Below are 13735 nucleotides of genomic sequence, written 5' to 3'. Positions count from 1 at the left end.
AGCCGGGCGCAATCCGCCTGCGATGCTATCGATGGAGGCAAGCTGCTTAGCGGCTCCTGCGTCTTGCACGAACTGGCGAGGCACATTGCCAGCACGGCGAAGCTGCCGAATATTGCGCGGCGAGTCACCAAGGCAGCCGCGAGAAACTCTTGCGAGCCTCTACGAGTGACGACCTGGGTTTGAGCTCCAGTCGCGCATCCCGCCGAGCAAGCGAGGGCAAACCCGACCCCAATCTTTGCAAGGACTCGTGGCATCAGGGCTCCAGGCCGGTTGTTGCAGTCGATGCGGCGTGCGCCGAAGCAGCCAAGCCCTAGATTAGGTGAGATCCCCGCGACCGGCGGCCCCAACCCCAACCCTCCCCCGCAAGCGGGGGAGGGAGCAGGTGCGACGGGCGGACATGTCCGCCTGTCTCCGGACTGTTCCCAGGAGTGTCCGCCACACCCGCGCATACATCCGGACAGTTCCCGCAACCCCTCCCGGCATATGCCCGCTATATCGAGACACACCCGGAGTCTCTCCGGACATATGCCCGCATATGTCGCGACACTCCGGAAAACTGTCCGGACATATGCCCGCATATGTCGCGACACTCCGAAAAACTCCCCGGACATATGCCCGCATATGTCGCGACACTCGCGGAAACTGTCCGGACATATGCCCGCATATGTCGCGACACTTGCGGAGACTGTCCGGACATATGGCCGCATATGTCCCGACACTCCCGGAAACTCTCCGCACATATGCCCGCATATATCGCGACACTCCCAGAGACTGTCCGGACATATGCCCGCATATGTCGCGACACTCCCGGAGACTCTCCGGACATATGGCCGCATATGGCCCGACACTTCCGGAAGCGCGCCCGGCGCATGGCCGCATGACTCCGCAGGGTTCTGCGATCGCTTCCGTTACCTGCCCGCATACGGCGGCCCCTCCGCGGCCACCCGCCTCATGCCATCAGATCATCTGCCCCGCACCGCCCGACGTGGCCGGACCCGCCCGCGTTGTGCGTGAGAATTCGGTTAGTCGGCCATGAGGGCCGGTGCAAGGGAAGTTCCTCAACGACATGGAGAAATGGATATGAGTCAGAACATTGCCGCGGTGCACTTCGACGACACCCAGTGGGCCGCCATGGACCAGGCCCTGACCGCGCTCGAGCAGGCCAGCGCACCGATCCTGGTCAGCCTGGATGGCGCGCGGGGGCGGCGGAAGCTGTTGAAGATGGGCGACGGGTCCGAGGCGTTCTGCCGCAAGGCGCTCGATGCGATGCGCGAGAACAGGGGCCTGCTGCCGGACAATCTGGACCTGGAGGAGATGGCGCGCGACCTGGCCGACCATGACGCCCTCAACGCGCGCCTGACCCGCGCGCTCCAGCTGGTCGAGCGCATGCGCGATACCGACACGGCTTTGGGCAGCGACGTGATGGTGGCCGCGGTGCTGGGCTTCCAGGTGTTGCGCCTGGCGGGCAAGGGACAGGGCCTGGACGGCACGAACAATGAGCTGGGCAAGCGCTTCGGACCGAAGGGGCGGCGTGCGCGGGATGAGGAGCCGGAGCCGCGCGAGGCCTGATCGCCACGGCGGCGGGTGCGGCATGGAGGCCTCGCGTTGCGGGGCCTTCTTTTTTCGAAGAAGGGGTGCCGGGAGGAGCGAGATCAGAGCCCTTTGTCTCGAGTTTGAAATGCAGTAGCAATCTGGCTTCGGGTTTCACCGCGATCTGCCGCCCCAACCCCAACCCTCCCCCGCATAGCGGGGGAGCGGGCCGATCCGCCCACCAATTCTTCCGGGACCGCGACATACTCCGGTTTCCACGTTCCCCTCCCCGCCCGCATGCGACTCGCCCTGGCCACCGCCATCGACCACGTCCGCCGGGATGCGGACCTCGCGCCGCTGCTGGATGCGTGCGCCGCCGCCGGCATCGACGTGGTGGCGCGGGCGTGGGACGACGCCAGTGTCGACTGGGCGCGCTTCGACGTGGTGCTGGTGCGTTCGACCTGGGATTACACCCGGCGCCTGCCGGAGTTCCTGCGCTGGTGCCGGCGCGTCGACGCGGTCGCGCGGCTGCTCAATCCGCTGGACGTGCTGGCGTGGAATACCGACAAGCACTACCTGCGCGACCTCGCGGCGCGGGGCGTGCCGGTGGTGCCGACGCGCTTCGTCGAGCCGGATGAGGAGCCGCTGCCGGCGTTGCAGGCGTTCCTCGGCGACCACGGACTGGAGGCAGGCGTCGACGCCGCACAGTTCGTGATCAAGCCCGCCGTCGGCGCGGGCTCGCGTGATGCACAGCGCTATACGGCGGCGCAGGAGTTCGCGGCGTCCAACCACCTGGCGCGGCTGCTCGAGTCCGGCCGCAGCGCGATGCTGCAACCCTTCCTGCCGTCGGTCGAGCGCGACGGCGAGACCGGGCTGCTGTATTTCGGCGGCGAGTTCAGCCATGCCATCGGCAAGGGCCTGCGGCTGCCCGCGCACGACGCCGGGGAATTCGAGCCGGAGGCGGTCACCGCGCGCGTGCCTGCCGATGACGAACGCGCGCTCGCGCAGCAGGTGCTGGTGGCCGCGGCGGAACAGTTGAGATTGAAGGAACCACTGCTTTACGCACGCGTCGACGTGGTGCGCGACGATGCGGGCGCGCCGTGCCTGCTGGAGCTGGAGTTGTGCGAGCCGTCGTTGTTCTTCGACCAGGCGCCGGGGAGTGTGGAGCGGTTTGCGGGGCGGTTGGTGGCGTTGGGGCGGTAGGGCGATCCGCGGGTCAACATTCCGTTCCGGGCTTCCCCGGCTCGTCATCCCCGCGAAGGCGGGGATCCATGGACTTTTGCGTCATCGACGAACATGGATGACCAGTTGCGCTGTTGAAGGGCACTTCGCGCGTTCGTGGGGATGATGGCGAGCTGATGGGGCGCCAACGTCCATGGATCCCCGCCTTCGCGGGGATGACGAGCTGCTGGTGGCGGGGCGAGCCAAAGTCCCTGGATCCCCGCCTTCGCGGGGATGACGACTTGAAGGTGGCGTGGCGAAACCGCGCAAGTGAGTAGGTCAACAGCGAAGCGGGCGATCCAGCGTCGTTGGTTGATGGCGTCAACGTCCATGGATCCCCGCCTTCGCGGGGATGACGAGCTCAACCCGCGAAAGGCCCTGGATCCCCGCGTTCGCGGGGATGACGGGAAGTGGCGCGGGAATGACGCGCATCAGGCCACCAGACTGCTCACGACCGCCCGTAAACATCCTCCAGCCGGACGATGTCGTCCTCGCCCAGGTAGCCGCCGGACTGCACTTCGATCAGCACCACCGGGTCGGCGCCGTTGTTGCGCAGGCGGTGGGTGCTGCCCTGCGGGATGTAGGTGCTTTCGTTCTCGTGCAGGTCGAACACGCGCTCGTCGCAGGTCACCTCGGCGACGCCGGAGACCACGATCCAGTGTTCGGCGCGGTGCGCGTGCTTCTGCAGGCTCAGGGCGGCGCCGGGCTTGACCACGATCTTCTTGACCTGGAAGCGCTCGCCCACGCCGATGGAGTCGTAGCTGCCCCACGGGCGGTAGACCTTGCGGTGGAACAGGTGCTCGGTGCGGCCGTCGGCCTTGAGGCGGTCGACGATCGTCTTGACGTCCTGCACGCGGTCCTTGCGCGCGACCAGCGTGGCGTCGGCGGTGTCGATGATGACCAGGTCCTCGACGCCGATGGTGGCGATCATGCGGCGCTCGGAGGCGCGCACCAGGCTGCCGCGCGTGTCGACGGAGATGACGTCGCCCTCGTGGCGGTTGCCGTCCTCGTCGCGTTGCGCGACCGACCACAGCGAGGACCACGAGCCGATGTCGCTCCAGCCGCAACTGACGGGCACGACCGCGGCGCGGTCGGTTTTCTCCATCACCGCGTAGTCGATCGAGTCGCTGGGGCTGGCGGCGAAGGCCTGCGCATCGACGCGGGTGAAGTCCAGGTCGGTGTGCGCGCGGGCATGGGCCTCGCGCGCGGCGGCGGCGATCGCCGGGGCGTGCGTGGCCAGTTCTTCCAGGTAACGGCGGGCCTGGAACAGGAACATGCCCGAATTCCAGGCGTAGGTGCCTTCGGCCAGGTAGCGCTCCGCGGTGGGCAGGTCGGGCTTCTCGACGAAGCGGGCGACGCGGAAGCCGGCCTCGTCCAGCGGTTCGCCACGCAGGATGTAGCCGTAGCCGGTCTCGGCGTAGTCGGGGCGGATGCCGAAGGTGACCAGCCAGCCGGCCTCGGCCAAACGGCGTGCGCTGGCCACGGCCTCGCGGAAGGCGGCCTCGTCCTCGATGAGGTGGTCGGCCGGCATCACCAGCATCAGGCCGTCGGGGTCGCCGGCGGCCACGTGCAGGGCGGCCAGCGCGATGGCGGGCGCGGTGTTGCGGGCCATGGGTTCGAGCAGGATGCCGCCGTTGCCGATGCCCACGCCCTGCAGCTGCTCGCCCACCATGAAGCGGTGGTCGTCGCTGCACACCGTCACCGGCGGCTGCACGCCGGGCAGCCGGCTGGCGCGCAGGACGGTCTCCTGGAACAGCGAGTGGTCGCCGATCAGCGAGAGGAACTGTTTGGGCTGGTTCTGCCTGGACAGGGGCCACAGCCGGGTGCCGCTGCCGCCGCTCAGGACCACCGGATGGAGCATCGCCGTCTCGCCGCTGACAGGGCCGCAAAGCATAGCCGACCGCGACCGGCCGGCCCTTGAACGCTAGCGCCGGGTGGCGGCCACCAGCGCGCTGGGCGCCAGCGCCATGCCCAGCACCTGGTTGCGCGCGATGCGCGCGTGTTCGCGGTGCAGCAGGGCGGTGATGGCGCGCGTGGCCAGGCCGTCGCCGGCGCCGTGTTCGGCCTCCGCCGACAGCAGGCTCTGCCGTCGGCCCAGGCCGAGCCGGTACGGCAGCGCGCGCAGCAGGTACTGCGGGGCCACCAGCGGGCGGAAGAAGCCGCCCAGGTAGTCGATGCGGTACAGCCCGTCGAGCAGCCGCTCCAGGCTGGCGCGCGTGTGGCGGCGGAAATGCCCGGCCTCGACGTCCGCCCCCGACCACAGCCAGGCATGGCAGGGCACGGTCAGGTACAGGCGCCCGCCCGGGGCCAGCAGCGGCGTGCTGGCCTGCAGGAAGCCGCGGTCGTCCTCGATGTGTTCGATCACGTCGAACAGGCCGAGCGCACCGAAGCTGCCCGGCCGAAAGGCGGCGTCCTGGACCGTCGCGCAGACCACGTGCTCCAGCCCCCGGCCCTTGCGCGCGTTGCGGGCGCCGACTTCGCCCGGCTCGACCAGCACCACCTCGTGGCCCTCGTCGGCCAGCCGGCGGGCCACGTAGCCGTTGCCGCCGCCGATGTCGAGCAATGCGCCGCGGAACGGGTGGTTCGCGACCAGGCTGGCGATGCAGTCGTTGCGGTGGCGGAACCAGAACGAGCGGTCCTCGACCTGGAAGCACTCGCCATGGCCGTGCTGCGCATAGGAGACCTGGTGGGTGGCCCCCGTGCGCCAGATGCCCTCCGCGTCCTGCGCCAGCGTGTCGCTCAATGACCCGATGCCCACCCTCGCCTCCTTCGATGCCGGTCCTGCTGGTTACCACAGTGCCCGCGCGCGGCCAAGCGCGGCCGCCGGACCGGGACCCCTTCCCCGCCGCCCCGGGGCCGGCGCCCGGGCGGTGTCGTTAGCGGTGCCGGTGGGCGGCCCTGATAGAATCGCGGGCTCGACCGGCAGGTCGCGTCCCACTCCCACCGGGCTCCCCCACAGGGCCAATCCCACAGGAATTCCCGCACGATGAAGATCCTCGTCGGTTACAAGCGCGTGGTGGACTACAACGTCCGCATCCAGGTCAAGCCCGACGGTTCCGGCGTGATCACCGATGGCGTCAAGCTGTCGGCCAACCCCTTCGACGAGATCGCGCTGGAAGAGGCCCTGCGCCTGCGCGACAAGGGCATCGCGACCGAAGTGATCGTGGCCACGATCGCCCCGGCCGACGCCCAGGCCCACCTGCGCAACGGCCTGGCGATGGGCGCCAACCGCGCCATCCACGTGGTCAGCGACCAGCCGGTACAGTCGCTGACCGCGGCGCGCATCCTGCTCAAGCTGATCGAGAAGGAACAGCCCGACCTGGTGATCCTGGGCAAGCAGGCGATCGACGACGACGCCAGCCAGACGGGCCAGATGCTGGCCACGCTGTGGGGCCGCCCGCAGGCGACCTTCGCCAGCAAGCTGGAAGTTGCCGGCGGCAAGGCTACGGTGACGCGCGAAGTCGACGCCGGCCTGGAAACGCTGGAAGTCGACCTGCCCGCGGTGATCACCACCGACCTGCGCCTGAACGAGCCGCGCTTCATCAAGCTGCCCGACATCATGAAGGCCAAGAGCAAGCCGATGGAGACCATCGCGCTGGCCGACCTGGCCGTCGATGCCGCCGAAGGCCTCAAGACCACGCACCACGCCGCGCCGACCAAGCGCGGCAAGGGCGTGATGGTGAAGGACGCGGCCGAACTGGTTGCCGCGCTCAAGGCCAAGGGTCTGCTCTGACGCTCGTCACCCCCGCGCACGCGGGGGGCCAGCGACTTTGTCGCAACCACCAAAGACACTGGGTTCCCGCCCGCTCCTCAGTTGAAGCCCCCGGGAACGACGGAACAAGGAAACGAACATGTCCAAAGTCCTGATCATCGCCGAACACCTCGACGGCAAGCTCAACGCCGCCACCGCCAAGTGCGTGTCCGCCGCGCAGGCCCTCAAGCCCGACGCGATCGACATCGCGGTGCTGGCCGCCGACCCGGCCGCCGTCGCCGCGCAGGCCGCGCAGATCGCCGGCGTCGCCCGCGTGCTCACCGTGGCCAACGAGGCCAACGCGCACGCCATCGCGCAGGTGCTGGCCCCGCAGGTGGCCGCGCTGGCCGCCGGGTACACGCACGTGTTCGGCCCCTCCACCACATTCGGCAAGGACCTGATGCCCTGCGTGGCCGCGCTGCTGGGCGTGCCGCAGGTCTCCGACGTCATGGCGGTGGAAGCCAGCCACGTCTTCAAGCGTCCGATCTATGCGGGCAACGCGATCATCACCGTCGAGGCGCCCGCCGGGCAGACGGTCGTCGCCACGGTGCGCACGGCCTCGTGGCCGGAAGCCGCGCGCGGCGGCAGCGCCGCGGTGGAAGCGGCCAGCGTCACCGCGACCCTGCCCACGCACACCCGCTTCGTCGGCCTGGCGGCCGGCAAGTCCGACCGTCCCGACCTGCAGAGCGCGCGTCGCGTGGTGTCCGGCGGCCGCGGCGTGGGTTCGGCCGAGAACTTCAAGGTCATCTACGAGTTCGCCGACAAGCTCGGCGCGGCGGTGGGCGCATCGCGCGCCGCGGTCGATGCCGGCTATGTGCCCAATGAACTGCAGGTCGGCCAGACCGGCAAGATCATCGCGCCCGAGCTCTACGTCGCCGTCGGCATCTCCGGCGCGATCCAGCACCTGACCGGCATCAAGGACGCGGGCACGATCGTGGCGATCAACAAGGACGGCGACGCGCCGATCTTCGAGATCGCGGACATCGGTCTGGTGGGCGACCTGTTCACCATCCTGCCCGAGCTGCACCAGGCGCTGGCCTGACCGGCCACGCGGCGGCAGCAGGACGGCAGGCATGCAGGTCCAGACCGCGGGCGTGACGACCACGGGGCGCAGCCCCGGGTTGGATTCGGTCGCGATCGTGATCCCGTGCTTCCGGGTGCGCCGCCACATCCTGGAGGTCATCGCGGGCCTGCCGGCGCAGGTCGAGGGCGCGCCCGTCGACCTGGTGCTGGTGGTCGACGACGCCTGCCCGGAAGGGTCCGGCGACCAGGTCCGCCAGCATTGCCACGACCCGCGCGTGGTGGTGCTGCGCCACGACCGCAATGCCGGCGTCGGCGCGGCGGTGGTCACCGGCTATCGCGAAGCGCTGGCCCGTGGCGCGACGATCGTGGTCAAGCTCGACGGCGATGGCCAGATGGACCCGTCGCTGCTGCCGGACCTGCTCGCCCCCTTGCTGCAGGGCGAAGCCGACTACACCAAGGGCAACCGCTTCTTCGACGTCGAAGTCGTCGGCCGCATGCCGGTGCAGCGGCTGGTCGGCAACGCGATCCTGTCGTTCATGAGCAAGGCGTCCAGCGGTTACTGGACCCTGTTCGACCCCACCAACGGCTACACCGCCATCCACGCCGCCGCGCTGCGCCGGCTGCCGCTGGACAAGCTCAGCCCGCGCTATTTCTTCGAGACCGACCTGCTGTTCCGCCTCAACACGGTCGGCGCGGTGGTCGAGGACGTGCCGATGCCGGCCGTCTACGGCGATGAATCCAGCAACCTGCGCATCGGCCGCATCATCGGGCCGTTCCTGGCCGGCCACCTGCGCAACCTGGGCAAGCGGATCGTCTACAACTATTTCCTGCGCGATTTCTCGCTGGCCTCGCTGCAGCTGGTGCTCGGCGTGGCGCTGCTGGGCTTCGGCGCGGTGCACGGCGGCTACCACTGGTGGCGTTCGGTGAGCACCGGCGTGGCCAATCCGCTGGGCACGATCATCATCGCCGCTTTGTCGCTGCTGGCGGGCCTGCAGCTGCTGCTGGCCTTCCTCGCCTACGACATGGCCGCGCCGGCACGGCGCCCGCTGCAGCGCCGGCTCTTCGGTTAGCGCGGCGACTCGCCGCTAGGGCACGCGACCGGTCACGAAATAGGCGTCGTGCAGGCGCAGCAGCGCGTCCACGTTGAGCGCCACCACCGCGAGCAGGATCAGCGCGATGCAGGCCGCACGCAGCCGGTCGGGCGAACGCAGGCCGCACCAGGTCAGCAGGAAGGCGAGCGTCGGCAGGAAGTAGCGGCCCTGCAGGCCGAGCACGGCCGGTGCGCCGGTCGGCGTCCAGTACAGGAACAGCGGCAGCGCCAGCACCGCGGTGGCGCCCAGCGCGAACAAGCAGGCCAGCGGCGCCACCTCGCGCGGGCGCGGCGGAGCGTCGGCCGGATGCGACCACACGGCGGCCAGCACCGCGCCGGTGCCGGCCCAGTAGGCCCAAGGGGACAGACGCACGTCCAGCCAGCCCAGCACGCCGATCAGGCGCTGCCACAGCAGCAGGCCCTCGCCGCCGCTGAAGGCGTTCAGAAGCTGGCGCGGGAACGCGAACGGGTGCGCGGTCAACAGGGCGAGATTGGCCTTCGGATCCACGCCCGCCAGCACCGGCGCATCGCCCACCGCCGCCAGGATCCAGGCTGCGTGGATCACCCAGGGCAACGCGACGAACTTGACCAGGTCGAGGGCGAACGCACGCGGCTCGCGCGCGTACGCGGGCCGGCAGAACAGCAGCGCCGCCAGGATCCAGGCGGCGCCGGGCTTGAGCAGCGCGATCGACAGGCTGAGCAGCCACAGCGGGCCCTGCGCGCGCGCCACGCTGATGCCGCCGCCGGCGAGCCCCGACACCAGCCCCAGCCACGCCAGGGTCAGCGACAGGGTCAGCGCGTCGGCCGACAGCGAGGCCATCTGGAACAGCGACATCGGCAGCAGCGCCACCAGCACCAGCGCCCACTTGCCGCGCCGTGCGCGCGCCACGCCCCAGGCCACCAGCGCGACCGCCAGCAACAGGTTGAGCAGGCGCGCGAGCAGCAGGAAACCGCCGAAGGACAGGCCCGCCGCGCAGCCGCCGACCCAGGCGAGCGTCGGCAGCGCGTAGTGGTGGGGGAAATAGCCGTTGGCGCCCTTGGCCAAACGCGTGCCCGCGACAGCCGTGCATTGCAGCGGCTGCGCACGCTGCGCCGCGAGCTGCGCCGCGGTGAACGGCGCCTTGTTGACCGTGTAGTCCTTGAACGGTCCGTACATGCGCCGCGGATCGGGCATCGGGGCATCGCCCGAATCGCCAAAGGCAAAGCCCCCGGCGATGCGGATCACCTTGGCCAGGTGCGCTTCCTCGTCGGCGACCGCGCCGGGCGGCGTGAGCACCGCATGGCCCAGGCCGAAGGCCAGCATGAGCGCGGCGCACAGCCAGTGCGCCCGGCGGTCGAGCACGGCGAGCGCGGGCACGGCCGGCCACGCGCGCAGGCGTGCACCCAGGGCGGCGCGGCGACGCCAGAGCGCGAACACGACGGCCAGCACGAGCAGCAGGCTGCCCGCGACGAAGATGCGCTGCCAGCGCGCGGCCCGCTTCACCTGCGCCGCGCTGGCGCCCTCCAGGCGCAGGATCAGTTGCGGATCGCGCGCCTGCGCGTGCGGCGCCAGCACCAGGCAGTCGCCCTCGCGACGCACATCGAGTTCGCCCGCATGGACCTGGGTGAACTGCGCCGCCTGCCCGTCCACGCGCAGGGCGCACAGGCGCGTGGCGGCGGTGGCGGGCGGATCCACGCGCAGGTGGCGCGCGTCGTCGCCCGCGATGGCCAGCGCCTGCGGCCGGGGCGCGCCAGGCGACAGCGCGAACCACTGCGAGGCGTATTCCGAGTAGGCGCCGTCGGCGTCATGGAACAGCTGCAGCCGGCCGGCGGTGGACGCCTGCGCCTGGAAGGTCAGCTCGACGCTGCGCCGCGGCAGGGCCAGCGCGAGCAGCACGATCGCCACGACGGCGAGCGCCACGCGCGCGACGATGGCCGGCAGCCGACGACGGGCCAGGGTGTCCGTCCTACCGTGCGTCATGGCCGGCCCGGCTCATGGCCGGCAGAAAAGGGAACATCGCGCAGCGGGGAGCGCGTGGCCACGGGCTCGCGGTCGCCCGCGTCGCCGCGATCAGGCGATGTCGGCGGGCCACTGCCGGCCATCGGTGGTCGAGGTGCGCGGCGGGAAGGCCAGGCCGAAATTGAGGTCGTCCAGGCTCAGGTTGAGGTTGTAGGCCGGGTCGCGCTGCAGCAGCGCGCGCCAGCGGGTCTCCATGTGCCGGACCTCGCCCAGGAACCGCTGAGCCTGTTCCGGCGATGCGTCCGTGCCGCGCGAGGCCGATTCGTGGTGGTAGAGCTCGGCGAAGGGCGTCCAGACATTGCGGTAGCCCGCCTCGCGCACGCGCAGGCAGAAGTCGATGTCATTGAAGGCCACCTGCAGCTGTTCGTCCAGGCCGCCGACCTGTTCGTACACCGCGCGACGCACCACTAGGCACGCGCCGGTAACGGCCGACAGGTTCTGGGTGACTTTCGCGCGCGCGCCGTGGCCCGCGTGTCCGCGCTGCTGGCCGACGTAGGCGTGGTTCGCCACGCCGCCCACGCCCAGGATCACGCCGGCGTGCTGGATGCTGTTGTCGGGGTAGTAGAGCATCGCCCCGACCGCACCGACGTCGGCGCGCATGGCGTGGCCCACCATCTCGGCCAGCCAGCCCTCGCCGATGACTTCGATGTCGTTGTTGAGCAGGCACAGCACCGGCGCGTCGGTCGCCGCCGCGGCCATGTTGTTGATCGCCGAATAGTTGAACGGCGCGTCGTGGACCAGCACGCGCACGCCTTCGCGCGCACGCAGCTCGTCCAGGTAGGCCAGCGCTTCCGGGTCGCTGGACCGGTTGTCGACCACGATCAGTTCCAGCGCCGGATAGCGCGTGCGTTCGAGCACGCTTTCCACGCAGGTGCGCAGCAGTTCGACCCGGTCGCGGGTGGGGATGAGGATCGCCACGCGCGGCGCCGGCTCCGGCACGTTCCAGCGCACGCGGTAGTGGCCGTGCGGCATCGGCTCGGCCGCGGCGTCGGCGCCGATGCGCTGCAGGTGTTCGTCGACCGCGCGCAGGCCGGCGTCGGCGGCGTAGTCCTTGGCGTCGCGCTCCAGCGCGGTGGAACCTTCGATCGCGCGCCAGTGGTAGAGCACCTTGGGCACGTGGTGGATCCGCGACGGGTCCAGCCGCTCGCTGCAGCGCAGGATCAGGTCGTGGTCCTGGCTGCCCTCGAAACCGACGCGGAAGCCGCCCACCTCGCGCGCTAGCGCGGTGTCGATCACGGTGAAGTGGCATACGTAGTTCTGCGACAGCAGCAGGTCCGGGTTCCAGTCCGGCTTGAAATACGGGTGGAAGCGCGCGCCTTCCTCGTCGATCTTGTCCTCGTCCGAATACAGCAGCTGCAGCGCCGGCTGGGCGACGATCGCCTCGGCCATTTCCAGCAGGGCGTGCGGGCGCAGTTCGTCGTCGTGGTCCAGCAGCCCGATGTAGTCGCCCGTGGCCAGCTTGAGCGCGGTGTTGGAGGCCTGCGCGATGTGGCCGTTGGTGGTGCGCAGCGCGACCTTGATGCGGCTGTCGCGGCGCTGGTACTCGGCCAGCACGTCGCGCACCCGCTGCGAAGGCGAGGCGTCGTCGGCGATGCACAGTTCCCAGCGCGGGTAGGCCTGGGCCAGCACGCTTTCGATGCAGTGGCGCAGCCAGCGCTCCGGCGTCTCGTACACCGGCACGATCAGCGAGATCAGCGGGCCGTCGCGCAGCTGCTGCGCCCGTGCGGCCATGGCCTGCAGGTCGGCGGCGCCGATCGAGTCGAAGCGGCTGACCCAGTCCGCGTAGCCGTTGGTGCGTCCCTGCAGCTCGCGCGAATAGCGGGCGAACAGATCGGCCCCGGCGTTGGACAGGCCGCGCTGGCCGGACACGCGCACGAAGCGGGCGACGTCGGCCAGCGCGCCGCCCAGGTCGAGGCTGCCGTCGGGACGGCGACGTCCCGCGAGCATGCGCAGGAAGGCGGCGCAGCGGCCGACGCGGTGCAGCTCGAAACGCCGCAGGCCGAAGCGGCCGCGCCGCAGGCTGGGGTCGAAGCGCAGCATGCGCACGCGCTGCTTGAGCATCACCAGTACGTCGATCGTGCCGTCGGCCGCGGGCTCGGGCAGCGGGATCATCTCGCTCTGCATCGAGCCGTGGCCGAAGTCGGGATACAGGCACGGACTGGCGATCGGGCCATCGTCGGGATCGACCGCGATGCGCACGCGGTACCAGCCTGCGGCCAGACGCGCGACCGTGCCCTCGCGGCCGAGGCGGAACCAGGGATCCTCCCCGGTGGCCAGCCAGGCCGACGTGCCTTCGCCGGCCGCCAATGGTTCCAGCTGGCCGGCGGGCTGCAGTTCCAGCGGGCGCGGGCGCGACCACCAGCCCTGGCGCAGGACGGCTGGCGCGAAGCTGCTGTCGGCCTGCCTCAGGGTGCGCTGGTAGCGGGCCCAGAGCAGGTCCGCGCCCCGCGTGTCGCCGGGCCAGGCCAGGAAGTCGGACAAGGTGCCCAGCACGCGTCGCCAGTCGAGCGCGCCACGCGGCGTGCGCAGCGCACCCAGCATGTGGGCCATCGCGGCCAGGCGACCCAGCCGCCGCACGCGCACGTCATCCACGCCCTGTCCCTGCCCCGCGACGGGAGCCGTGTCCGCAGCCTCGGGCGTGACCACCGCGCCGGAAGCCGCCTGCGGCAGCATCAGCACGGTGCGCGAGAGGCCCGCGGGGTCGGGCGCGGCCAGCGGGAGCGCGAGGTCCGTGCCGGCGCTGAGTGCCCGCCATTGCAGTAGCTGCCCGGACTGGGCCGCGGCCGGCCGGACTTCGATCAGGTACCAGCCCGGGGCCCATCCGCCCTCGGGCGCCGCGAGCAGGGCCGGGCCGTTCATGCGCGACTCCCGCAGCCGGCGCGCACGGCGTCGCCTGCCCGGACCCTTGCGGGCGGACTCGGCAGGCCGGCGGTGGGGGGGAATTGCGGCGTGGGCATGCGGGGGAGCGTCGGCGCCCCGCGATCGGGGCCGGACGGACGCAGGAGACTCGGGGGTTGGAACGACCGGCGGGCGGTCAGGGCGGCAGCCCTGTCGCACCGGTCAGGAACGGTGCGGTCCCGCCCGCGACACCGCGGCGTCGCCGGGCGGACCACATCGATGC

9 protein-coding genes are annotated in these 13735 nt (G+C 70.8%); 5 read left to right on the top strand and 4 right to left on the bottom strand.

What is annotated here, in order from left to right; translation table 11 throughout:
• Window positions 1-1080 precede the first annotated feature (1080 nt).
• Window positions 1081-1569 carry a hypothetical protein gene (locus I8J32_RS07395; protein WP_200610232.1) on the top strand — a complete coding sequence of 163 codons (489 nt, stop codon included), beginning with the start codon at window positions 1081-1083 and terminating at the stop codon, window positions 1567-1569.
• 258 nt (window positions 1570-1827) lie between these two features.
• Window positions 1828-2733 (top strand): ATP-grasp domain-containing protein, encoded by a 906-nt coding sequence (locus tag I8J32_RS07390; protein WP_200610231.1) that lies wholly within the window; start codon window positions 1828-1830, stop codon window positions 2731-2733.
• Between the two features lie 466 nt (window positions 2734-3199).
• Here the strand turns inward: I8J32_RS07390 and I8J32_RS07385 are convergent, their stop codons facing one another.
• Window positions 3200-4612 (bottom strand): mannose-1-phosphate guanylyltransferase/mannose-6-phosphate isomerase, encoded by a 1413-nt coding sequence (locus I8J32_RS07385; RefSeq protein WP_200610230.1) that lies wholly within the window; start codon window positions 4610-4612, stop codon window positions 3200-3202.
• A gap of 63 nt (window positions 4613-4675) precedes the next feature.
• Entirely contained in the window at window positions 4676-5509 is an 834-nt protein-coding gene (locus I8J32_RS07380; RefSeq protein ID WP_200610229.1) for a class I SAM-dependent methyltransferase, read from the bottom strand.
• 228 nt (window positions 5510-5737) lie between these two features.
• Between I8J32_RS07380 and I8J32_RS07375 the strand changes: the two genes are divergently transcribed.
• From I8J32_RS07375 to I8J32_RS07365, 3 genes are all read left to right on the top strand, one after another.
• The gene (locus I8J32_RS07375; RefSeq protein ID WP_200610228.1) at window positions 5738-6484 is read left to right on the top strand and encodes an electron transfer flavoprotein subunit beta/FixA family protein; all 747 of its coding nucleotides are present in this window, start codon (window positions 5738-5740) and stop codon (window positions 6482-6484) included.
• A gap of 118 nt (window positions 6485-6602) precedes the next feature.
• On the top strand, window positions 6603-7544 hold the full coding sequence (locus I8J32_RS07370) for an electron transfer flavoprotein subunit alpha/FixB family protein (protein ID WP_200610226.1): 942 nt from the start codon (window positions 6603-6605) through the stop codon (window positions 7542-7544).
• Between the two features lie 31 nt (window positions 7545-7575).
• Window positions 7576-8595, top strand: coding sequence for a glycosyltransferase family 2 protein (locus I8J32_RS07365; protein WP_200610224.1), 1020 nt, complete (start codon window positions 7576-7578; stop codon window positions 8593-8595).
• A 15-nt stretch (window positions 8596-8610) separates the two neighbouring features.
• On the opposite strand, the gene I8J32_RS07360 is transcribed toward I8J32_RS07365, so the two are convergent.
• A complete protein-coding gene (locus I8J32_RS07360; RefSeq protein WP_200610222.1) occupies window positions 8611-10575 on the bottom strand; it encodes a DUF2142 domain-containing protein in 1965 nt (654 codons plus the stop codon).
• Between the two features lie 90 nt (window positions 10576-10665).
• Window positions 10666-13473: a glycosyltransferase family 2 protein gene (locus tag I8J32_RS07355; protein ID WP_200610220.1), complete on the bottom strand. Its 2808-nt coding sequence runs from the start codon at window positions 13471-13473 to the stop codon at window positions 10666-10668.
• Window positions 13474-13735: the final 262 nt, after the last annotated feature.

The organism is Lysobacter solisilvae (genome assembly GCF_016613535.2).
GTDB classification, from domain to species: Bacteria; Pseudomonadota; Gammaproteobacteria; order Xanthomonadales; family Xanthomonadaceae; genus Agrilutibacter; species Agrilutibacter solisilvae.
This window is presented reverse-complemented; position numbering and strand designations above follow the sequence as displayed.